Raw genomic sequence first — 22496 nt, forward strand, 5'->3', positions numbered from 1 at the left:
CGGCACCTCGTCGCGGAGTCGCTACGCGCCGTCCAGCACATCCGATCTTCTTCTCGGCACCGCCGCGCACCGTCGCCCGGCAGCCCGCCGACACCTTTCCGATCTGCTGACGCCACATGTTCCAGGGAGCACTCCGAGATGGCTCAACCTGTCACCGAGACCGATCCGTTCGCCCGCCAGCGCCCCAGCCGGATGCCGGTCCACCGCTACGTTCCGTACGACAGCGAGTTCGGCGTCGACCTGCCGGACCGCGCCTGGCCCACCCGCCGCGTCGAGGCCGCGCCCCGCTGGTGCGCAGTCGACCTCCGCGACGGCAACCAGGCCCTGATCGACCCGATGTCGCCCGAGCGCAAGCGGCGGATGTTCCAGCTCCTGGTGCAGATGGGCTACAAGGAGATCGAGGTCGGCTTCCCGTCGGCGAGCCAGACCGACTACGACTTCGTACGGCAGCTGATCGAGCAGGACCTGATCCCCGAGGACGTCACCATCCAGGTGCTGACCCAGTGCCGGGAGCACCTGATCGAGCGGACCTTCGAGTCGCTGCGCGGCGCGCACCGGGCCATCGTGCACTTCTACAACTCCACCTCGACGCTGCAGCGCCGGGTGGTCTTCGGCCTGGACCGCGACGGCATCACCGACATCGCCACCCAGGGCGCGCGGCTGTGCCAGAAGTACGCGGAGATCCACACCCCGGACACCGAGATCCACTACGAGTACTCGCCGGAGTCGTACACGGGCACCGAGCTGGAGTACGCGCTGGAGGTCTGCTCGGCGGTGATCGACGTGATCGACCCGACGCCGGACCGCAAGCTGATCATCAACCTGCCGGCCACCGTCGAGATGGCGATGCCGAACGTCTACGCCGACTCGATCGAGTGGATGCACCGGCGCCTGCCCCGGCGGGACAGCCTGGTGCTGAGCCTGCACCCGCACAACGACCGGGGCACCGGCGTGGCCGCCGCCGAGCTGGGCCTGCTGGCCGGCGCCGACCGGATCGAGGGCTGCCTGTTCGGCAACGGCGAGCGCACCGGCAACGTCGACCTGGTGACGCTGGGCCTGAACATGTTCTCCCAGGGCATCGACCCGATGATCGACTTCTCGAACATCGACGAGGTCAAGCGCGCGGTCGAGTACTGCAACCAGCTGCCGGTGCACGAGCGCCACCCGTACGCGGGCGACCTGGTCTACACCGCGTTCTCCGGCTCGCACCAGGACGCGATCAACAAGGGCTTCGCCGCGCTGAACGCCGACGCGGCGGCGGCCGGGGTGCCCGTGGACGACTTCACCTGGGCGGTGCCCTACCTGCCGATCGACCCGAAGGACCTGGGCCGCACCTACGAGGCGGTCATCCGGGTCAACTCGCAGTCCGGCAAGGGCGGCGTCGCGTACATCATGAAGACCGAGCACCAGCTCGACCTGCCGCGCCGCCTCCAGATCGAGTTCTCCGGTGTGGTGCAGCAGGTCACCGACCACGACGGCGGCGAGGTCGAGCCGGGCGCGATGTGGGAGATCTTCGCCCGCAACTACCTGGTCGACCACCAGGTCGACCCGGCCGTGAAGCTGGCCGAGTACACGATCGGCACCGTCGACGGCAAGGTCGAGATCGACGCCCGCGTCGGCTTCGGCGGCGAGACCCGCCAGCTCACCGCTGTCGGCAACGGCCCGATCGACGCGTACGTCAACGCGTTGCAGTCCCTGGGCGTGGCGGTACGCGTGCTCGACTACCACGAGCACGCGCTGTCCTCCGGTGGGGACGCGCAGGCCGCCGCGTACGTGGAGTGCGAGGTGGACGGCCGCACCGTCTGGGGCGTCGGGGTGGACGCGAACATCGTCACCGCCTCGATCAAGGCGGTCACGAGCGCGGTGAACCGCACCCGCGCCTGAGGTGCTTGAGGTGTAAGGAAGGGCCCCTTCTTAACGCATTCTGCATAGGAGGGGGCCCTTCTTAACGCCCGCGCCCGAATGGCCCGAGTGTTAACAAGGGGCCCTTCCTCTACCGGAGGCGTTAAGAAGGGGCCCTTCCTTCCCCCCGCCGGGGGCGGTGGATCAGCACGGCGGCGAGCACCGCGCCGGCCAGCAGCAGCCCCGCGCACCACGCCAGCGCCCCCCGGTACGCGTCGGCCAGCGCACCCTTCTGCTCGTACCCGGTGCCCGACAGCCCCACCAGCAGCGGCAACGCGGCCACCGCGAGCAGACCACCGGCCCGGGACGCGGCGTTGTTGAAGCCGCTCGCCACCCCGGCGAACCGGTCCGAGACGGCACCGAGCACCGACGTGGTCAGCGGCGCCACCACGAGAGTGAGCCCGGCGCCGAACAGCGCCACGCCCGGCAGCACGTCCACCCAGTACGACGCACCAGGCCCGACCCGGCGCAACAGCAGCAGACCCACGGCGGCGATCACCGGCCCGACGGTGAGCGGCAGCCGGGGGCCGATGCGCGCCGACAGCGCGCCCGCGCGCGGCGAGCCGACCAGCAGCAGCACAGTCATCGGCACTGTGGCCAGGCCGGTGAGCAGCGCCGACCAGCCGACCACGTTCTGCAGGTAGACGGCGAGGAAGAAGGTGAACCCGCCGAGCGCCGCGTACACGACGACTGTGAAGACGTTCAGCACGGAGAACAGCCGGCTGGAGAACAGCCCGGTGGGCAGCATCGCGGTGTCGCCGCGCCGCCGCTCGACCAGCACGAAGACCACCACGGCGACCACCCCGAGCACCGCCGCGACCAGCACCGCCGGGGAGTCCAGGCCGCGCGCCGGGGCGTCGATGAGCGCGTACGTGACACCGCCGAGCGCGAGCGCGCCGAGCAGCGCGCCCGCCACGTCGAACCGCCGCCGCCCGCCTCCGGTACGCGAGACCTCCTCGTCCCGACTCTCCGGCACCCAGCGCAGCGCGGCGAGCACCACGCCGACGGCCAGCGGCAGGTTGACGAAGAAGATCCACCGCCAGGAGAGCGTGTCGATCAGCCAGCCGCCGAGCAGCGGACCGAGCGCGGTGGACACACCGGACAGCCCGGACCAGGTGCCGATGGCCCGGCCCCGGTCGTCCGGGTGGAAGCTGGCCTGGAGCACGGACAGCGACCCGGGGGTGAGCAGCGCCCCGCCCGCGCCCTGGAGGAACCGGGCGGCGACGAGCCATTCGGTGTCCTGGGCCAGCCCGCAGAGCACCGACGCCACAGCGAACCAGACCACGCCGAGCAGGAAGACGCGCCGCCTGCCGAACCGGTCCCCGAGCGCGCCGCCGAGCAGCACGAACGCGGCGAGCATGAGCAGGTAGCCGTTCACGGTCCACTGAAGACCGGCGACTGTGGCGTCCAGTTCGGCGCCGAGCCGCGGCAGCGCGACGTTGACGACAGTGCTGTCCAGGAACACCATGCCGGAGGCGAGGATCGCGGCGAGCAGCGTGCCGCGTCCGGCGGCGGAGCCGGTACGCAGCGCGGGAGCGGGTGCGGTCACGTCTCACCACTCTGCCCGCCGCCCACCGTCGACGCCACGAATCGCGGAAACCGCCGCCGGGTACTGTGCGGACTCGCCCGGAGCACGCAAGCTGGAGAGGTGTCGTCTGTGCGTACGAGATCAGGAGCCCGAGCCGGGCTGGCGGCCGCGCTGAGCGCGGTGCTCGCCCTCGGCGTGGCCGGCTGCGACGTGTCGGTCACCGAGCCGGAGGCGCCGCCCAGTGCCACCGGGAACGTCAACAAGCAGCTCGGTGAGCTGACAGTGGCCACCGCCGGGTCGATGAAGGGCTACAGCCGCTCCCGCTTCCCGCACTGGCGGGATACCGGCAAGAACTGCGACGTCCGCGACAGCGTGCTGCAACGCGACGGCGAGGGCATCAAGCTGTCCGGCTGCAACGTGGTGGGCGGGCGGTGGGAGAGCGTCTACGACGGGGTGGTGCTCAACGATCCGTCGGACGTGGACATCGACCACACCGTGCCGCTGGCCGCCGCGTGGCGTTCGGGCGCGGACGAGTGGGACGACTCGAAGCGCGGCGACTTCGCCAACGACCTGACGCGGCCGCAGCTCATCGCGGTTTCGGCGCGGTCCAACCGGGCAAAGGGTGACCAGGATCCGTCCCAGTGGAAGCCGCCGAACCGGTCGTCCTGGTGTCAGTACGCGGCGGACTGGGTGACGGTCAAGCACTACTGGCGGCTGACTGTGACAAGTGCCGAGAAGGCCGCTCTCACCGACATGCTGGAGGGCTGCACATGGGCGAGCAAACCGTGACCGGGCCGGACGCCACACCGGCGCCGGAGGCAGACGCCGCACCGGCCCCGGAGTCCGCACCGACGGGTCCGGCCTCGGCCGGGATGACGGCGGATGGCCGGCAGCCGGCGTCCGCGGACGTCGCCGGGGCGGGCATGACCGCCGACGCGGTGCCGGGCGCACCGGCCGGGGGCGCACCGGGCGGACCGGCGGACCGCACCTCGGACATCACCGCAGGTCCGGGCGGGGTCATGACCGACGAGGTGGGCGTGGTGACCGGCGAGTTGACGCTGCGCACCGAGCACGCCGACGGCCGGGTGACGCTGCGGGTGCAGTACAAGGACGCCGACGAGTGGTACGCGGTCACCGGCGGTTCCGCGCCGCTGGCCGACCCGGCCGCGCTCGACGCCGTGCACACGATCGCGGTGGGCCTGCTCAACCGCCCCGAGGGCTGACCGACGACAAGGCGCGCCCCCACCCGGCCCGGGTGGGGGCGCGCTTCGTCGTGTCAGACGTACGATCCGGGCTCGCTGGGCGCGGAGACCACGCCCGGCTCCTCGCCCTCCCCCTCCGGCCGGGTGATCTTCGCGGTCACCTCGTGCGGGCGCAGCTCACCGGCGGCGATCTGCTCGGCCCAGTGGCAGGCCACCCGGCTGGCGCCGATCTGGCGCAGCTCCGGCCGCTCGTCGGCGCAGCGGGTCGGCTGCGCCCACGGGCAGCGGGTGTGGAACCGGCAGCCCGACGGCGGGTTCGCGGGCGACGGCAGGTCGCCGGCGAGGAGGATGCGCTCGCGCCGGTCCTCCACGTCCGGGTCCGGCACCGGCACCGCCGACATCAGCGCCCGGGTGTACGGGTGCAGCGGCTCGGTGTAGAGCCGGTCGCTCGGCGCCTCCTCCACCAGCGCGCCCAGGTACATCACGCCGACGATGTCGGAGATGTGCCGCACCACGGCCAGGTCGTGCGCGATGACCAGGTAGGTCAGGCCGAGGCTGTCCTGGAGTTCGTCGAGCAGGTTCACCACCTGCGCCTGGATCGAGACGTCCAGCGCGGAGACCGGCTCGTCGGCGACGATCAGCTCCGGGCCGAGGACCAGCGCGCGGGCGATGCCGATGCGCTGGCGCTGGCCGCCGGAGAACTCGTGCGGGTAGCGGGACAGCGCCCACTTCGGCAGGCCGACCGCGTCGAGCGTCTCGCCGATGATCCGCCGCCGGTCGTCCCGGTTCGCGCCGATGCCGTGGGTCTGGAGGCCCTCGGTCAGGATCGACTCGACGTTCTGCCGGGGGTCCAGGCTGGACATCGGGTCCTGGAAGATCATCTGCATCCGGCGGCGCATCGCGCGCAGTTTGCCGGCGGGGAGCGTGGTCAGCTCGACGCCGTCGAACTTCACCTCGCCGCTGGTCGGCGGGTTGAGCTGGAGCAGCGCCCGGCCGAGCGTGGACTTGCCGCAGCCCGACTCGCCCACCAGCCCGTACGTCTTGCCGCGCGGGATGCTCAGGTCGACCCCGTCGACCGCCTTGACGTGCCCGACCGTGCGGTCGAAGATCACGCCCCGGCGGATCGGGAAGTGCACCTTCAGATCGCGGACCTCGACGAGGATGTCGTTGTCGCTCATGGGGTCTCCTCCTCGCGCGGAGCCGGTCCGAAGCCGGGCACGGCGGGCGGGTCGGCCGGCTCGGCCTGGGCCGGCACCGCACCCGGTTCGGCGGTCGTCGGCGCGGTCGCGCGGGCGTCCGCCTCCGGGGTCAGGCCGGGGACCGGCACTGGGTTGACGCAGCGGTAGCTGCGCGCGTCGTGGGTCAGCACCAGCTCCGGCGGCTCGCCCACACACGCGTCGACGCGGCGGGCGCAGCGCGGGGCGAACGCGCAGCCGTCCGGCCAGGGCAGCACGTCACGCACCGAGCCGGGGATGGGGTTCAGCCGTTCGCCGCGGCCGGCGTCCAGGCGCGGCACCGAACCGAGCAACCCCTCGGTGTACGGGTGCCGGGGCTGGCGGAACAGCGGACGACGGGTGGCCGTCTCCACCACCCGGCCGGCGTAGAGCACGTTGATGGTGTCGCACATGCCGGCCACCACGCCGAGGTCGTGAGTGATCATCACCAGTGCGGTGCCGGAGTCCCGGACCAGGTCCTTGAGCAGCTCCAGGATCTGCGCCTGGATGGTGACGTCGAGCGCGGTGGTCGGCTCGTCGGCGATCAGCAGCCGGGGCTGGCAGGCGACAGCCATGGCGATCAGCGCCCGCTGCCGCATGCCGCCGGAGAGCTGGTGCGGGTACTCCTTGAGCCGCCGCCGCGGGTCCGGGATGCCCACCCGGTCGAGCAGGGCGGCCGCCTCCTTGGTGGCCGCCTCGCCCTTCATGCCCCGGTGCCGGGCCAGCACCTCGGTCACCTGGAGCCCGATCGGGATGACCGGGTTCAGCGAGGACAGCGGGTCCTGGAAGATCATCGCCACGTCCCGGCCACGGATGTCGCGGCGGGACCGGTCGTCGAGCTGGAGCAGGTCGGTGCCGTCGAAGACCGCCTTGCCGCCCACGCGCAGGCCCGGCTGCTTGGGCAGCAGGCCCATGATGGCCAGCGACGTGACGCTCTTGCCGCAGCCGGACTCGCCGACCAGGCCGACCACCTCGCCGGCGTCGACCGAGAAGGACACCCCGTCCACCGCGTGCACGGTGCGCTGCCCACGACGGGCGAACGTGACGGAGAGGTCGTCCACTTCGAGCAGTGCCATGACTGACTGACCTACTTCCGCAGCTTTGGATCGAGGGCCTCGCGCATCGCCTCACCGAGCAGGGTGAACCCGAGCGCGGTGATGATGATGCCGAGCGCCGGATAGATCGCCAGGCCGGGCCGGATGCCCAGGTACGGCTGCGCGTCGGCGAGCATGACGCCCCACTCCGGGATGGCCGAGTCGGGGTTGCCGAGACCGAGGAAGGACAGCGCGGCCGCCTCGATGATCGCGGTGGCCAGCGTCAGCGTGGCCTGCACGATGACCGGGGCGATCGAGTTCGGCACCACGTGGGTGAGGGCGATCCTGGAGCGCTTCACGCCGAGCGACGTCGCGGCCAGCACGTAGTCGCTGTTGGCCTGCGCGATCATCGAGCCGCGCAGCAGCCGGGCGAAGATCGGCACGGACACCACACCGACGGCGATCATCACGGTGGTGAGGCTGGCGCCGAGCAGCGCCGCGATGCTCACCGCGAGCAGCAGGCTCGGCATGGCCAGCAGCATGTCGATGAAGCGCATCAGGGTGGTGTCGATCCAGCGGCCCCAGCGCCCGCCGAGCCCGGCCGCGGCACCGGCGACGCCGCCGATCAGCGCGCCGACCGCGAGGCCGATCAGGGTGGAGACCACGCCGACGAGCAGCGTCTGCCGGGCGCCGACGATGAGTCGGCTGAACTCGTCCCGGCCCTGGTGGTCGAAGCCGAGCCAGTGGTCGGCGGAGACGCCCGGGATGATGCCCTGGCCGGACTTGACCAGTCCTTCGCGGATGCCGATGGAGTCCGTCGGGCTGTACGGGACGAGGAACGGCCCGATGACGGCGACCAGGACGAAGACCGCCAGGATGATGACGCCGATGACGGCCGCCGGGTTGCGCCGCAGCCGGCGGAACGCCTCCTTCCAGAGGCTCACCCCCTGCTCGTCGTCGCGGGCGGCCAGCTCGGCGAGCCGGTCGATCTTCTCGCGCTTCTTGCCAGTGGTGATGGTCATCGCACCCTCACCCTCGGGTCGATCACGCTGTAGGAGAGGTCGACCAGGAGATTCACCAGCACGTACACCACCGCAATGATCATGATGAAGCCCATCAGCACCGGGTAGTCGCGTTGGCTGATCGACTCGGCGACGAACGCGCCGATGCCGCTGAACGCGAACACGGTCTCGGTGAGCACCGCGCCGGAGAGCAGGAGACCGGTCTGCAGGCCGATCGAGGTGGCCACCGGCAGCATGGCGTTACGCAGCACGTGCCGGCGGCGTACGGTCCGCTCGGTCAGGCCCTTGGCCTCGGCGGTCCGGACGAAGTCCTCGTTGAGCACCTCCAGCACGCTGGCCCGGGTGATCCGGACGATGATCGCGAGCGGGATGCTGGCGAGCGCGATGCCCGGCAGCACGAGGTGCCAGAGCGCGTCGGCGGCGGCGTCCCACTCGCGGGTCATGAGCCCGTCGAGGACGAAGAAGTTGGTGACCCGGGTCGCCCCGATGGTCGGGTCCTGCCGGCCGCTGGAGGGGAACCAGCCCAGGTTCTCCGCGAAGATCGCCTTGAGCACGTACGCCAGGAAGAAGACCGGGATGCAGATGCCGATGAGCGATCCGCCGACCGAGGCGTGGTCGAGGAACCGGCCCCGGCGGCGGGCGGCCAGGTAGCCGAGCGGAATGCCGATGCCGACCGCGAGGATCATGGCCATCACGGTCAGCTCGACGGTGCCGGGGAACCGCTCCACGAACTCCGTGGTGACGGCCCGCTTCGTACCGGTCGAGGTGCCCAGGTCGAGCCGGATCATCCGCCGCAGGAAGCGGGCGTACTGGACCAGGATCGGCTCGTCGAGGCCGAGGTTGCGCCGGATGGCGGCGCGCGTCTCGGGCGTGCCCCGTTCTCCGAGGATCGCGGTCTCGGGCCCGCCGGGAAGTCGGTGGAGCCAGATGAACAGCAGGACGGAGAGCCCGAACAGCGTGGGTATCAGCTGTAGCAGGCGTCTGATGATGAACCGGAACACGGGCGCCTCGGAGGGTGTGCGGAGGGGTGCGGGCGGGCGCTGTGGTCACAGCGCCCGCCCGCGTACGGTGCCTTCAGATCACTTGAACTCTGCGGTCGCGTACCGCTCGTCGGTGAGCGGGCTCGCCTTGATCCCGGTCACGTCCTTGCCGAACACGATCGCCGGCGGGGAGTGCGAGATCGGCACGCCCGGCAGGAAGTCCATGATCGTCTTGTTCAGTGCCTTGTACTTCTCCGTACGGGCCGCCGCGTCGGCGGTGGTGTCGGCGTCCTTGAACTGCGCGAAGAGCTGGGGGTTGTTGAAGCCCCACTCGTCCTTCGGGCGGTCGAAGAAGGTGCCGATGAAGTTGTACGCGTCGCCGTAGTCACCGGTCCAGCCGAGGAAGTGCAGGTCGTGCTTGTTGCCGGAGGTGGTGGCGTTGAGGTAGTCCGGGCTCCACTTCAGCGGGATGGCCTGGACGTTGATGCCGACCGCCTTGAGGTCCGCCGAGAGCAGCTCGAAGATGTCCTTCGGGTTCGGCATGTACGGCCGGGTGACCTCGGTCGGGTAGTGGAACTTCAGCGTCAGGTTCGACGCGCCGGCTTCGGCCAGCAGCTGCTTGGCCTTCTCCGGGTTGTAGTCGTACTTGGTGACGTCGCCGTTCCAGCCCTCGACGGTGTCCGGGAAGAAGTTCATCGCGACCTTGGCGCCCGGGGGCAGCTTCGAGTCGACCAGGGCCTGCCGGTTCAGCGCGTGCGCGATGGCCTGCCGGACCTTCAGGTCGGCCAGCTTCGGGTTCCCCTTCTGGTTGATCGCCAGGTAGAGGATGTTGAAGGCGGGCCGGGTGAGGACGTTGAAGCCCTCCTTCTTCAGCGGCTCCACGTCCGCCGGGCCGACCAGGTCGTAGCCCTGGATGTCACCCGAGCGGAGCGCCTGCTTGCGGGCGTTCTCGTCCGAGATCGTCTTGAAGATGATGGTCTTCAGCTTGGCCTTGTCGCCGTAGTAGTCGTCGTTGCGCTCGATGGTGAGCGACTTGTTCGCGATGTCCCACGCCTTGAACTTGAACGGGCCGGTGCCGGTCGGGTGCTCCATCGCGTACGCGGGGTACTTGATGTCCTCGGCCGTGCCGGTCACGTTGCTGGCGTCGTACTGCTCCATCGCCTTGGGGCTCTGGATCGAGAACGACGGCAGCATGAGCGCGGCCGGGATCTTGCTGGAGACCCGGGTGAACGCCAGGTCCACAGTGGTGGCGTCCTTGGCGGTGCAGGACTTGAAGAGGCTCGGCGGCAGGTCCGGGTTCTCGTTCTTGGCGAACCCGCCCATGACGTCCTGCCAGTACGCGGTCACGTCCGGGCTCTGCATGAGGCCCTTGGCGTTGTACCAGCGGTCGAAGTTGGCGCAGACGGCCTCGGCGTTGAAGTCGGTGCCGTCGTGGAACTTGACGCCCGAGCGGAGCTTGAACGTCCAGGTCGTGCCCGCCGCATCCGGCGTCCAGGACTCGGCGAGGCCCGGCGTCACCTTGGTGCCGCCCTCCTCCGGACGGACCAGGGTCTCGAAGACCTGGCGCGCCACGCGCAGCGACTCACCGTCGCTGGCGAAGCTGGGGTCGAGCACCTTCGGGTCTCCGGCGACGCCGAAGACGAGGGTGTCCTTCTTGCTATCTCCGGAGCCACTCTCACGGTCGCTCTCGGCGCAGCCTGCAACCGCGAGGGCCGCGACCGCGATGGCCGCGATTGCGACCTTCGGCCTGGATGCACGCATGGTGCTTCACCTCGTCCTTGGGGGTACGGACAACGTGGTGACAGGGTCACCGATGTGCGCAGACCTTAGCCCTCGGGTGGACGGCGCGGAAACGGGCGGGGGGCGGGTTGGTATCGAATCGTGTCTGTTCCGCAACGAGGCATACGAATCGAAGGAGAATCCCTGGCGCTTCCGATGTTTCGTCGGCTAGAAGGCCGAATTTATTACGTCGATCCGGTCCCGGACGCACGTTCCTGTTAGATCGACGAGCATGCCGTTCCGGCCCGGAGACACGTCCGGCGGGCACCCCGCAGGGCACCCGCCGGAGGCGGCACGACTGGATTCAGACGGCCCGTCGGCCCTCGAAGGCCCGGCCCAGCGTGATCTCGTCGGCGTACTCCAGGTCGCCGCCGACCGGCAGTCCACTCGCGAGCCGGGTCACCGCGATCCCCATCGGCTTGACCATCAGCGCCAGATAGGTGGCGGTCGCCTCGCCCTCGGTGTTCGGGTCGGTGGCGAGGATCAGCTCGCGGACCTCGCCGCCGCCGAGGCGGGTCATCAGCTCACGGATCCGCAGGTTGTCTGGGCCGATGCCCTCCAGCGGATTGATCGCGCCGCCGAGCACGTGGTAGCGCCCGCGGAACTCGCCGGTCCGCTCGATCGCCACCACGTCCTTCGGCTCCTCGACCACACAGAGCACCTCGTCGGTACGCCGTGGGTCGCGGCAGATCCGGCACTGCTCCGACTCCGCCACGTTGTAGCAGGTCGTGCAGAACCGGACCAGGTCCTTGACCTTGCGCAGCGCGCCGGCCAGCCGGTTGACGTCGGCCGGATCCGCCGACAGCACGTGGAACGCGATCCGCTGGGCGCTCTTCGGGCCCACGCCCGGCAACCGGCCCAGCTCGTCGATCAGATCCTGGATGGCACCCTCGTACATCTGCCGGCTCAGAACCCGGACAGGCCGAGGCCGCCCATGCCGCCCGCGACCGGGCCCATCTTCTTCTCGGTCAGCTCGCGGGCCGCCTCGGCGGCGTTGTGCACGGCCGCGACCACCAGGTCCTCCAGCGTCTCGACGTCCTCCGGGTCGACCGCCTTCGGGTCGATCTTGATCGCCTTCAGCTCACCGGTACCGGCGACCGTCGCGGTGACCAGACCCCCGCCGGCGGTGCCGGTCAGCTCCGCCTCGGCCAGCTCGGCCTGGGCCTTGGCGATCTGCTGCTGCATCTTCTGCGCCTGCTTCAGCATCTGCTGCATGTTCGGCTGTCCACCTGGGCGCACGGACCGCTCCTTCTTCCACTCGTCTGCTCGGCCGCGCCCAGCCTAGTCGGGCCACGGCACCGCTGAATCGCGGTCGGCGCGCGCTCAGCGCGCGTCCACCTCGTCGATCTTCTCCGCGCCGAACGTCTCGCGCAGCAGCTGCACCGCCTGCTCCTCGCTCGACTGCCGGGCGGTCCGCTCGTCGATCACGTCGTCCAGCGGCTCGTCGCCCGGGTCGAATCCCTCGTAGGCGGGTGCCGCCGCAGGCGCGCCCCCACCTCGCACCGGGCCGTCGAAGTCCGGGTCGTAGGGCGGCTCGCCCGCCCACTCGGCATCGGCCGTCTTCCGCGCCGGCTGCGCCGCGCGCGGCCCCTTGCCGGGACCACCGCCCGCAGCAGCAGCCGCCGCGGCCGCACGCGCCGCCGCGATCGCGCTGTTCTTCGCCCCCGCCGGCCTCGCCGCAGCGGCAGGCGCCGGCGCCGCCGCGGGTGCCGCAGGCTTGGGTACGACGACAGGCGCGGTAGCGGTAGCCGTGCCCCCGCCCGGACGGGCCGCAGCCGGCCAGTCCTCCCCGTCGCCGCCGCTCGCCGCCGAGGCGGTGCCGGTGGCCGAGGCCGTGCCACCGGGTCGGGCCGGCTCCGGCCAGTCCTCCTCGGTCTGGTCTGCCGCAGGGCTCGCCGTCGAACGGTGCGAGGCGTCGGGCGAACCCGCGCCTGCCCGGCCCGCCGGCCCCCCGGCCTGGCTACCAGTGGCCGGGTTGCCAGTGGCTCGGCTGCCCGTGGCGCTGCCCGAGCCGGACACCGGCTGTCCCGGGGCGCCGCCGACGGCGTCGGTTGCCGGACGTCCGGCGACACCGGAGTCAGGACGGCCTGGCCCGGCGTGGGCCGAACCCGGGCGGCCCGGTCCCGCGTCGGAGCCGGGACGGTTGAGTCCGGAGTCGTAGCCCGGACGGCTCGGTCCCGCATCGGCCGCGTCGGCGTCCGGACGGCCCTGAGCAGTACCTAGCGCCCGGGAATCCGGGCGACCGGACCCGGTGTCGGACGCCGGGCCGGACGGGGCGGCCGCCGGGCGGGCCGGGGCGCTCTCGGGCGCGTTGCGGCCTGGTGCGGCGTCGGCCTGCGCGCGGCTCGCACCGGACGGACGGGACGGGCCGCCGAGCGAGGACGCGCCACGCTCGCCCGCCACCTCGCAGCGGATCTGCCAGCGACCGCCCAGCTCCTCGTAGAGCGCGTCGGTCAGCACGGCGGCGTGGTCGGCCATCATCTTCGCCAGCACCGTCGACTTCACGGTCAGCACGAGCGTGTCGCCGTCCAGGTCGCGTACCACCGCGTCCCGCATCAGCGCGGCGATCCGCTTGTTGCTGCGGTTGACCTTGCCGACCACCTCGGGCCACACGCGGCGCACCGCGACCGCGTCGAGCGCGCCGGGATTCGCCGCGCCGGGGCGGGGCGGCTCGGGCGTGGCCGGGTCGGGCATCACAGCGGACGGCGGTACCGGACGTCGGGCAGCGGCGGGAGCATCAGAGGCGGCAGCGGGCGAGCCGGAAGCGGCCGGATCGACGGCGGCTCGCTCGGGAGCGGCCGGGGCGGGGGAAGCAGCCTCCGGGCCGCCTGCCGGCTCCGTCACGGCGGGAGCCGGACGGGAACCGGGTGCGGCGTTCCGGGCGCCCACCGCAGCGGCGGCAGCGGCACGTGCGGCGGCGGCGCCGGTCGGGGCGCCGGCAGCCGCCGGCGTGCCGGCGGAATCCGCGTGGACCGCGGCGGCAGCCGCGCCCGGGGCGGGAGCCGCCGGGCGTACCCCCTGGGTCTGGTTGGGGTGCGCGGGGTCGGCGGCGGCCGGCGGCAGCTCGGCGCCCCCGAGCGTCAGCCGGCGCTCCATCCGCTCCAGGCGCTGGAGCAGGCCGCCGGACGAGTCGTCCGCGCCGGGCAGGAGCATGCGCGCGCAGATCAGTTCCAGCAGCAGCCGGGGCGCCGTGGTGCCGCGCATCTCGACCAGGCCGTTGTGCACGATGTCGGCGCAGCGCGACAGCGTGGCCGGGCCGAGGCGCTGCGCCTGGGCGGCCATCCGCTCGATCTGGTCGGCCGGGCCGTCGATGAGGCCCCTGGCGGCGGCATCAGGCACCTGCTGCAGGACGATCAGGTCGCGGAGACGCTCCAGCAGGTCGGAGGCGAAGCGGCGCGAGTCGTGCCCGGCCTCGGCGACCCGGTCGACGGTGGCGTACGCGGCGGCACCGTCACCGGCGGCGAGCGCATCGCACATCTCGTCGATCAGCGCGGCGTCGGTGACCCCGAGCAGCGCGGCGGCCCGGGCGTAGCCGACGCCCTCCGGGCCGGCGCCCGCGATGAGCTGGTCGAGCACGGAGAGGCTGTCGCGCATGCTGCCCCCGCCGGCGCGCACCACCAGCGGGAAGACCGCCGGCTCGACCTTGACGCCCTCCGCCTCGCAGAGCTGTTCGAGGTAGGGGCGGACCACCTTCGGCGGGAACAGCCGGAACGGGTAGTGGTGGGTCCGCGACTTGATCGTGCCGAGGACCTTCTCCGGTTCGGTGGTGGCGAAGATGAACTTGACGTACTCAGGGGGCTCCTCGACCAGCTTGAGCAGCGCGTTGAAGCCGGCCGACGAGACCATGTGCGCCTCGTCGATGATGTAGATCTTGAAGCGGCTGCGGGCCGGGGCAAAGAACGCCTTCTCGCGCAGCTCACGGGCGTCGTCGACACCACCGTGGCTGGCCGCGTCGATCTCGATGACGTCGATCGAGCCGCCGCCGTCGGGAGCCAGCCCGCGGCACGAGTCACACTGCCCGCACGGCTCGGGGGTGGGGCCCTGCTCGCAGTTGAGGGAGCGGGCCAGGATCCGGGCGCTGGAGGTCTTGCCGCAGCCCCGCGGACCGGAGAAGAGGTAGGCGTGGTTGAGCCGCCCGCTGCGCAGCGCCTGCGACAGCGGCTCGGTGACCTGCTCCTGGCCGATCATCTCGGCAAACGTCCGCGGCCGGTACTTGCGGTAAAGGGCCAGTGCCACCCGCCCCGCCTCCTCTCGACCGAGCCATTCTGCGCCGGTCGGCCCCGGGTGACCACCCACCACCCCGTGACCCGACCCGCAGCGACGTTACCCGGCCCGGGAGACAGAAAGGCCTCCCGTGCACCCGGCAGAGCTCGCTTATCCTTGCTGCCTTCCGGCCCTGGGGAGGTTCACGAGGTACCGCCGCACGGGAGGTGACGCCAAGCCTACCCGAAGGGTTGTGGATCTTCCGGGAGGGTGGGGTGGCCCGCCGTCGGGAGACCTGTATCCTGGCTCGCGGAGGATTCGCCTAGAGGCCTAGGGCGCACGCTTGGAAAGCGTGTTGGGTTCACACCCTCACGAGTTCGAATCTCGTATCCTCCGCTCGCTTGAGCAGGACGAACGACAGGGCCGGCCCCAACGGGACCGGCCCTGAGTCGTGTCTATGGTCGCTCTCGTCTCACTTGCCCGGTACCCGTCGCCCGTCACTCCGCAAGGTCAGCCTCTAGAGCCTCGGCGGGCACCACGACGAAGCCTCGGCCCAGCCGGCTCCGGTGGATCCAACCGTTCGTCAGCAGCCGCCACCCGCCCCCGTCAAGGGCGTTCAACTCCGCAACCGCGCCGAGGGTGTCTCGGCCGTAGCGGAGCAGTGACTTGACGGCAGCATCGCCAAAAGCCGCCTCCAATGGGAAGCAGAGACCCCCAGCAAACTGGATGTAGCGCAGTCCCTGCTTCTTGAGTCGGTGGTCCGGGTCGAAATCGAGGCGAATATGGATCGTCGTTGTTGTTACTTGACCTTCCCCCCATGACAGGTCAACAGATCTAATGAGTGAATCATCCACAATAAGCCGATCGGAGCCAACAAAAGCGTCTATAAGCGGCTTCAGCCAGTTATCAAGATCTGGGTCCATGTCGGTCTCCCAGCGCCGGCGGGGGATCGCCCAGTGGCGGACCGATATGCCAACTTGCGAGTCGATCAGGAAGTCGAAGGCGGCCAGCGCGCTTTGAAGGGAGCTGTCGAAAGCTTCGCGCGCGGACTTCTTGGCCTGAAGCGAGACGGGCTCCACCTCCAGCGTGAAGGAGAGTCGCCCATCACCACCGGGTCCATCAAACGGGCACTCATCGTCCTGAATTGCTTGCTCCACCAACGGTGCTCCCATCCTGAGCGCCGGCCGCTAACGGGCTCAGCCTCCAACCCAGCGTGAATTACCTACGGAAAGACAGCAAGTTAGCCGTCAGAGCCTTGGTCGGTACCCACAGCGGCCCGCCAAGTTGCTGTGCGATGTCGCGGCGCACCTGGTCGGTCATGTGTTGGCATCGAACGGCCATGGCCTAGTTCGACCAGCCCATGATGCCCATCACGGTGCGACCGGAGACGCCGAGCACCAGGAGCGCGGTGGCGGCGGTGTGCCGCGCGTCGTGCAGGCGGCCGTCCCGCACTCCGGCGAGCTTGAGCAGCCGTTTCCACTCGTCGTAGTCCGTCGCCTGATGGATCACCCCGCCGGTCGGTGAGGCGAACACCCAGCCCTCATCGCGCCAGAGCTGGGCGGCGGCTTCGCGCTCGCCGTCTTGTTCCTTCCGGTGCTGTCGGAGTAGGCCGATCAGGGCATCTGGCAGGCCGATGGAACGGCGGCCGGCGCGGGATTTGGTGTCCGCCGCTACCGGCCTTTCGTTCACCCGGTCGGGACACTGGCCGGGCAACTTCTGCTCGCATTCCCCGTCGCAGCCGTGCCCCCATTTCGGGCGGAGCAGCGCGCGGCGCACGGTCAGCGTTCCGTTGTTGAGATCCACGTCCGGCCATTTCAGGCCGAGCGCTTCACTCTGGCGCAGCCCGAGGGCGAGCGCTACCGCCCACCGGGCGCTGACCAGAGGTGCTCGCCGCCGTCATTCAACCCAAGGAACCGGGTCAACTGAACCCGTCCAGCGATTGAGCGACAGGGCGGATTTGTGCTGGCCCGCATAGCCCAGCATATTTAGGATCCCGAGCCTGAGGAAGTGGCGCGCTACCATGCTAGCTTCGGCCCAGGCGTATCCATTCCACCTATCTAGCGTCTTGGTTGGATGGACCATCTTGTTTCGAAGGTATATGACAGCGCCGAGGGCATCTCGCTCAAGCCCTTGACTGAGCGGCATAGCCGCTGCTGCCGTTTGCAGGGCAGAAAGATGCGCAGGGATATAAGTATCAATGTGACAGTCGTTCAAGAATTCTCGGATCTCGCCTTCCGTGTTTTTCACCGAACTCTCAAACGCATTAGATGAAGCGTACTTTTTCTTCTCGTTTACCAGACGCTGATGTGCCAGTAATTGCAGGCCGGAGACGGCTAGACCGATAGCGGGCTCAACATCTACATCCGCATTTGCGCTCACATAATACGAAGCAGCGTATCTGAAAGCGTTCTGATGTTTCGGATTTGACAAGTAGTTCAAGCCGCATTCTAGTAGTTCCCTCACTTGCTTGGACCCAATTGAAGGGTCGAGCCAGGAGGAAACGTTCTTCATTCTGTCCACCGGCGGTACCGACCACCGTGCCCACATCACATCGTCTCCCCGCCAGCCAACGGGCAAGACGGGGTTGATGCGGCGGCCTACTGCGACGTTCAACAAGAGGCGGATAGATTCCATAACTTCGGCAGCGTCTTTTGGTTCGAACTCTGCGCCCCCCGCCCTACGCAGCTCGCCGATATGAGTGACTGCACTTCCTCCAACGTCCTTCAAGCCCTTCCAGAAATCTCGGCGGCTGGCCTGCTTAGTCCGATCGATCGTGACCGACCAATCACTAGATTGCACCTGCACCCGCGCATTCCAGGAGTACGTAAAATTGTCTGGACTACAGACCATGCTGCCGTCGTAGGCATCCCAACCATTCGGGACTAGAAATCTAATACTGTCAACAGGTCCAGCCCCAAGCTCCTGCGGTCCAATCTCATCTTGATACAGAGAAGACCTCTCCGGCGGATCAGCTAGGACACAATCCTTCGATTGGACAAAGCCCTTGACGCCGGACGGAAAACGTACGGTAGCTAAGTCCATCCATAGGCGCTCATCCAACGGCTTCAGACTGTCATGCAAGTCGACCAGTGAAACATCTCGAAAGCCCTGAGCAACGATACGGGTGTTCGGACTCCACTTGAAGCGGATATCTCCTTCAAGCATGGTTGGGTTAGAGTCCGCGGCAAAGCCGAACCTTCCCTGGTATAGACAAGCCTCGGGGTTCACTCCTTCAACGAAGTATGGGTGGGTAAGGACGTCTGGGTGCTGATGTCGTATGACAAGGGAGCGTCCATCAATCGTCCGAATTCTTTGCTCAACTACTCGATTTCCGGCCGCATCTGAATCGAGCGACACTCGCCGCGAGCCATCGGGCGACTCGTAAACCACGGTCATTAAGACACCTAGCCATGTTGGGTCGATCTTTTCGAATGCTCACAACAAGCTCACTCAGCGCCTAACTATCGGCCGCCCTCTTCAGGAGCCTCCCAGGTTCCGCGACCGCAGTCCATGGCAGCGGGAGTTGAACCCGCAGCCGCAGTGGCCCCAGGCCGCAAAGGCGGCACCGGGGCCACGTGGACGTTTCATTACCCTCTGGAAGTAGCAACGAGGCGTAGCTTGCGCTCACCCTGCCTAGCTTCGGAGGGGATTGCCCCCGGATCCTGCGTCGCCACTGCTTGGTCCACTGCCGTCATAACAAGCCCGAATATGTACTTCGTTAGTTCAGCCGGAGTTGTGTGAAGCTCCTTAGCAAGTAGTTGAGGAGAGTGCCCCTGGCTGCGAAGACCCTTGAATACCTTTTCTAGCAACTGAGAGGTCTCTCGCTGAATTCCAGACGGCTCACCCGTGCGGTACCCCATCTGTCCCAACTCAATGAGAATCCGCCTATAGCTCCACTCGCTAAGCATGGATAGGTCACTAAGCCGGTAGGCCAGCGCCACAGCAGCAACCCTCCAGTGCCTCTTCGCCCGAAGAATTTGATCGGTCGTAGGATTACTCGGCATCTTCGACCTAATGCTGGCGCGAGGCATAAGGAAAGCCGATGCGAAAAGATTCGCTTCACGCTCACAGTCGCGAGACCAGTCGGAGTTATCATGTCCCCCGTGCAACACCAGATGTCCCAGCTCGTGCGCTGCATCGAAGCGGCCACGTTCGCCAGACTTCAGCGTGTTAAGGAATACAAATGGTGTGCCGCGCCGCCACATCGAAAATGCGTCAACATCGCTATACTCTGGCGGCAGTGAGAAAACACGGACACCGTGCGCTTCAAGCAGATGAACCATGTTAGGAGCGGGGTGCACTTCCCCAATTCCCCACCGGGCACGTACGTATTCCGCCGCACGCTCTGGCGTCTGATTCTCCAGGGTCGGAATATCAGGGGATGGGAGACGAAAGCGAACATCCATCAAGTCATTCAACTCAAGGGCCAGCCGCGCGGCACTGAGGACGGCATCGCGCGCTGTCGCAGTTATTTTTGTGCGAGCCCTAAAGCTAACCAGGGCGACATCGATCTCGTCGATGTCGCCCTGGTTGAAGAATGAGACTGGAAATCCCAACTCACCGGCAATCTTTTCCAGCGTCTCCGTCGAGGGCACCTGCCGCCCTCGTTCATAGTTGGAGATGCTTTGGCTGCTAACTCCGACACGTCGGGCTAGCTCGACAGCCGTCGACCCTCTCCTCTTTCGGGCTAGAAGCATTCGCGAAGGTGTAAACATACTTTCTTTCTGCCCCCTTGACTCAGGGGCGACATATGATCAACGAGGGTCAACGGGCACGTCAATCGGCCCGAACCCACCGTTGGGGTCGTCGTCACCCGGAAGATCGTCTACCGCGTATGGCGGCAGCTGAATGCGGTGGAACCAGCGAGAAACGTAACCCTTGGCGTTCTGACTCTCAGGCAGCGAGACTTCAGATCGGATCTCCTTCTTGGTCTTGTCGAAGTACACCATGAAGAGCCAGTACGAGTAGCCGTCAAACTCCTCCGGCGGCTCCTCGGTGGAGGGCGATTCGAACAACACACCCTGACCCGGCGGCTGGTTGCTCCGCAGGAGCCGGCGAGTCAGCTCCCCCTTCGAGTAACGGCTCCGAGGCTCCCTGCGGACATTAGAGGTGCCAGTCATCGTGTCCCCGCTGGAGACACCGAGGATCTCACGCAGGTCGTCGTGGACCAGCAGCGGCAGGACGCCGTTCAGGTTGATGCGACGCCATCCCGAGTCGCGCAGCCCACCGGTCAAACTGGCAACAAGCCCGTTGTACGCGAAGTAACCCTTCGCAGTCGGAGCGCTATCAGGCTGGCACGACTGACGCGCGGTGTAGCTCGCGCCCAGGGACTCGGCCAAGGCCGCGTACCGGATGCCGATCCCCTCCAACCTCTGCTCGTAGCCGCCGTCACCGGCGGGGACCAACAACGCCATGCATCCTCCAGCTTATAGAACGACGGCCTCGATCGTGGGGCCGGAACTATAAGTAGCCTAGCGGAACCGCCCGTCGGAGCACGAACGCGACACGTCCTCAGCTTCTACGGGGGGGTCGCTCGGGGTGAGATGATCACACCTCGAACGTACGTTCGATGCTGGGTGGGCACAAGACCGGACGGGCCGGCGGAAGGGCTGCCCGTCGTCTCGATTGCCGTCTCGTTCCAGCCAGTCCAACAGTGCGCGCCAGCGTTCGAACATGCCGACCAGGCAGGGCGTGAAACGCCGACGAGCCTGGCCGGACCCGGGACAGCAGACTTGGAAAGCGTGTTGGGTTCACACCCTCACGAGTTCGAATCTCGTATCCTCCGCTCGCAGACGACAGGGTCGGTTCCCGCACGGGGCCGGCCCTGAGTCGTACTCCGCGGTGCCCCTCACCGGCCGCCCAACTGGTCCCGCCGCCGCTTCAGATAAGCCGTCTCCGCGCTGTTCCCCGCCAGCTCGATCGCCCGGTCGTACGCCGCCCGCGCCTCCCCACCTCGCCCCATCCGGCGCAACAGCTCGGCACGCGTCGCGTGGTACGCGTGATAGCCCTCCAGCGGCAACCCGTCCACCTCCGCCAGCGCCACCTGCGGCCCGTCCAACTCGGCGACCGCCACCGCCCGGTTGAGCCGCACGATCGGCGACGGGTCGACGCGTACCAGATGGTCGTAGAGCGCGGCGATCTGCGCCCAGTCGGTGTCCCGCGCGTCGCGGGCGTCGGTGTGGACGGCGTTTATCGCGGCGAGGATCTGGTAGCGGCCCGGCGGCCGTCCGGCGGCGATGCACACGCGGACCAGGGCGTGCCCCTGGGCGATGAGGTCGCGGTCCCAGGCGCTGCGGTCCTGCTCGGCGAGGACGACGAGTTCGCCTGTCGCGGAGACCCGGGCGGGCCGGCGGGCCTCGGTGAGCAGCATCAGCGCCAGAAGCCCGGTGGCCTCGTGGTCGTCGGGCATCAGCGTACGGACCAGCCGGGTGAGGCGGATCGCCTCGGCGGTCAGGTCGGCGCGAACCGCCTCCTTGCCCGGGTCGGAGGCGAGGTAGCCCTCGTTGAAGATCAGGTAGAGAACGGCGAGCACGCCGGTGACCCGGGCCGGCAGGTCCTCGCGGGACGGCACCCGGTACGGAATCCCGGCCGCCTTGATCTTCGTCTTGGCCCGGGTGATCCGCCTGCTCATGGCGGCCTCCTGAACCAGGTAGGCCCGCGCGATCTCGGGCACGGTGAGCCCGCCGACCAGGCGCAGCGTCAGCGCCACCCGCGCCTCCATGGCCAGCGCCGGATGGCAGCAGGTGAAGATCAGACGGAGCCGGTCGTCGTCGATGACACCGAGCGGTTCCGGCACGTCGGCCAGCATCAGCGCCTCCCGGTGCTTGTCCTCCCGCCGGCTCTCGCGCCGGATCCGGTCGACGGCCCTGCGGTACGCGGTGGTGGTGAGCCACGCGCCGGGATTCGGCGGTACGCCGTCGGCCGACCACCGCTCGACGGCGGCGGCGAACGCCTCGGCTGTCATCTCCTCTGCTACGTCGAGATCGCCGATGCGCCGGGCGAGCGTGGCGACCACCCGGGCCCACTCCTCGCGGTGGACCCGGGTGAGCGCCTCGCCGACGTCGGTCACGCGCCCAGGAACGGCCGCAGCTCGACCCGCCTGTTGCACCGCTGCGACGCCAGCGCGGCGAGCGGCAGCGCCACGTCGAAGTCCGGCGCCTCGATGATCCAGAACCCGCCGACGTACTCCTTCGTCTCCAGGTAGGGCCCGTCGGTGAGCAGCGGACTCCCGCCTCGCGCGTCCACGACCGTGGCCGTCTCCGGCGCCGCGAGCCCACCGGCGAAGACCCAGTGGCCGTCGGCTCGCAACCGCTCGTTGAACTCACCGATCGCGGCCATCTCCGCGTCGGTGGCCGAGCCGGTCGTGTCGTCGAGTACGGAGATCAGGTACTGCGCCATCGGTTCCTCTTTCACTCTCATCGGCCGCGGGCCGGGCCGCCGTCACCCCGGCTACGAACGCCGCCACCGCGATCCGACAGCCTCCGACGAGGTCGATCACGCAATTCTGGTACGTGGCACGTCAAAGCTCTCGTCCTAAGGGACGTCTCGTAACTGGGTGAAGGCGTTGCGTGGGATGGGGCCGGTGGTCAGCCGGCGAGGATGATGTTGTGGAGGTTGGCGATGCCGGAAGCG

Annotated in this window: 18 protein-coding genes, 1 tRNA gene, 1 other RNA gene and 1 pseudogene; 4 read left to right on the plus strand and 17 right to left on the minus strand. The window is 68.8% G+C overall.

The features are described from left to right. Window positions 1-138 precede the first annotated feature (138 nt). Window positions 139-1884, plus strand: a complete 1746-nt coding sequence (gene leuA / locus IF06_RS0124495) for a 2-isopropylmalate synthase (RefSeq protein ID WP_013289041.1) — start codon at window positions 139-141, stop codon at window positions 1882-1884. 121 nt (window positions 1885-2005) lie between these two features. On the opposite strand, the gene IF06_RS0124500 is transcribed toward leuA, so the two are convergent. After that, window positions 2006-3451, minus strand: coding sequence for an MFS transporter (locus tag IF06_RS0124500; protein WP_030273809.1), 1446 nt, complete (start codon window positions 3449-3451; stop codon window positions 2006-2008). A gap of 108 nt (window positions 3452-3559) precedes the next feature. On the opposite strand from IF06_RS0124500, the gene IF06_RS0124505 reads away from it, so the two are divergent. Together IF06_RS0124505 and IF06_RS0124510 are read left to right on the plus strand one after the other, a co-directional pair. Further along, window positions 3560-4219: an HNH endonuclease family protein gene (locus tag IF06_RS0124505; protein ID WP_013289043.1), complete on the plus strand. Its 660-nt coding sequence runs from the start codon at window positions 3560-3562 to the stop codon at window positions 4217-4219. Beyond that, entirely contained in the window at window positions 4201-4653 is a 453-nt protein-coding gene (locus IF06_RS0124510) for a hypothetical protein (RefSeq protein ID WP_030273813.1), read from the plus strand. Before IF06_RS0124505 ends, IF06_RS0124510 begins: the two co-directional genes overlap by 19 nt. A 53-nt stretch (window positions 4654-4706) precedes the next feature. Here IF06_RS0124510 and IF06_RS0124515 read toward each other — a convergent pair whose 3' ends face one another. The 9 genes from IF06_RS0124515 to ffs all read right to left on the minus strand — a co-directional run bounded on the left by IF06_RS0124515 (window position 4707) and on the right by ffs (window position 15094). Next, window positions 4707-5810: an ABC transporter ATP-binding protein gene (locus tag IF06_RS0124515; protein ID WP_030273815.1), complete on the minus strand. Its 1104-nt coding sequence runs from the start codon at window positions 5808-5810 to the stop codon at window positions 4707-4709. After that, complete coding sequence (locus IF06_RS0124520; RefSeq protein ID WP_030273817.1) at window positions 5807-6922, minus strand: ABC transporter ATP-binding protein; 1116 nt, start codon at window positions 6920-6922, stop codon at window positions 5807-5809. The genes IF06_RS0124515 and IF06_RS0124520 overlap by 4 nt, the downstream gene beginning before the upstream one ends. An 11-nt stretch (window positions 6923-6933) precedes the next feature. Beyond that, on the minus strand, window positions 6934-7902 hold the full coding sequence (locus IF06_RS0124525; RefSeq protein WP_013289047.1) for an ABC transporter permease: 969 nt from the start codon (window positions 7900-7902) through the stop codon (window positions 6934-6936). Beyond that, window positions 7899-8903: an ABC transporter permease gene (locus IF06_RS0124530; protein WP_013289048.1), complete on the minus strand. Its 1005-nt coding sequence runs from the start codon at window positions 8901-8903 to the stop codon at window positions 7899-7901. Before IF06_RS0124530 ends, IF06_RS0124525 begins: the two co-directional genes overlap by 4 nt. 78 nt (window positions 8904-8981) lie before the next feature. Further along, window positions 8982-10643: an ABC transporter substrate-binding protein gene (locus tag IF06_RS0124535; RefSeq protein ID WP_013289049.1), complete on the minus strand. Its 1662-nt coding sequence runs from the start codon at window positions 10641-10643 to the stop codon at window positions 8982-8984. 322 nt (window positions 10644-10965) lie between these two features. Then, complete coding sequence (recR, locus tag IF06_RS0124540) at window positions 10966-11559, minus strand: recombination mediator RecR (protein ID WP_013289050.1); 594 nt, start codon at window positions 11557-11559, stop codon at window positions 10966-10968. Between the two features lie 8 nt (window positions 11560-11567). Then, entirely contained in the window at window positions 11568-11876 is a 309-nt protein-coding gene (locus IF06_RS0124545) for a YbaB/EbfC family nucleoid-associated protein (RefSeq protein ID WP_013289051.1), read from the minus strand. Window positions 11877-11984: 108 nt separating this feature from the next. After that, a complete protein-coding gene (locus IF06_RS0124550; protein ID WP_030273819.1) occupies window positions 11985-14897 on the minus strand; it encodes a DNA polymerase III subunit gamma and tau in 2913 nt (970 codons plus the stop codon). Window positions 14898-15004: 107 nt separating this feature from the next. Beyond that, window positions 15005-15094, minus strand: an RNA gene (gene ffs, locus IF06_RS33215) — signal recognition particle sRNA small type. An 81-nt stretch (window positions 15095-15175) separates the two neighbouring features. Between ffs and IF06_RS0124555 the strand changes: the two genes are divergently transcribed. Continuing rightward, a tRNA-Ser gene (locus IF06_RS0124555) sits at window positions 15176-15260 on the plus strand. Between the two features lie 101 nt (window positions 15261-15361). On the opposite strand, the gene IF06_RS0124560 is transcribed toward IF06_RS0124555, so the two are convergent. From IF06_RS0124560 to IF06_RS0124580, 7 genes and pseudogenes are all read right to left on the minus strand, one after another. After that, window positions 15362-16021, minus strand: a complete 660-nt coding sequence (locus IF06_RS0124560) for a hypothetical protein (protein ID WP_030273821.1) — start codon at window positions 16019-16021, stop codon at window positions 15362-15364. Between the two features lie 61 nt (window positions 16022-16082). Next, window positions 16083-16739: pseudogene (locus IF06_RS32315) on the minus strand (site-specific integrase); the annotation flags it as partial. Window positions 16740-16760: 21 nt separating this feature from the next. After that, the gene (locus IF06_RS33685; protein WP_157551529.1) at window positions 16761-18260 is read right to left on the minus strand and encodes a hypothetical protein; all 1500 of its coding nucleotides are present in this window, start codon (window positions 18258-18260) and stop codon (window positions 16761-16763) included. Window positions 18261-18451: 191 nt separating this feature from the next. After that, window positions 18452-19579, minus strand: coding sequence for a helix-turn-helix domain-containing protein (locus tag IF06_RS33220; protein ID WP_084588846.1), 1128 nt, complete (start codon window positions 19577-19579; stop codon window positions 18452-18454). A gap of 39 nt (window positions 19580-19618) precedes the next feature. Beyond that, a complete protein-coding gene (locus tag IF06_RS0124570; RefSeq protein ID WP_030273823.1) occupies window positions 19619-20278 on the minus strand; it encodes a hypothetical protein in 660 nt (219 codons plus the stop codon). 434 nt (window positions 20279-20712) lie between these two features. After that, entirely contained in the window at window positions 20713-21933 is a 1221-nt protein-coding gene (locus IF06_RS0124575; RefSeq protein ID WP_030273825.1) for an RNA polymerase sigma factor, read from the minus strand. Beyond that, complete coding sequence (locus tag IF06_RS0124580) at window positions 21930-22262, minus strand: YciI family protein (protein ID WP_030273827.1); 333 nt, start codon at window positions 22260-22262, stop codon at window positions 21930-21932. Before IF06_RS0124580 ends, IF06_RS0124575 begins: the two co-directional genes overlap by 4 nt. Between the last annotated feature and the right edge of the window lie 234 nt (window positions 22263-22496).

Origin of the sequence: Micromonospora globosa (assembly GCF_000717585.1) — a bacterium.
GTDB lineage: Bacteria > Actinomycetota > Actinomycetes > Mycobacteriales > Micromonosporaceae > Micromonospora > Micromonospora aurantiaca.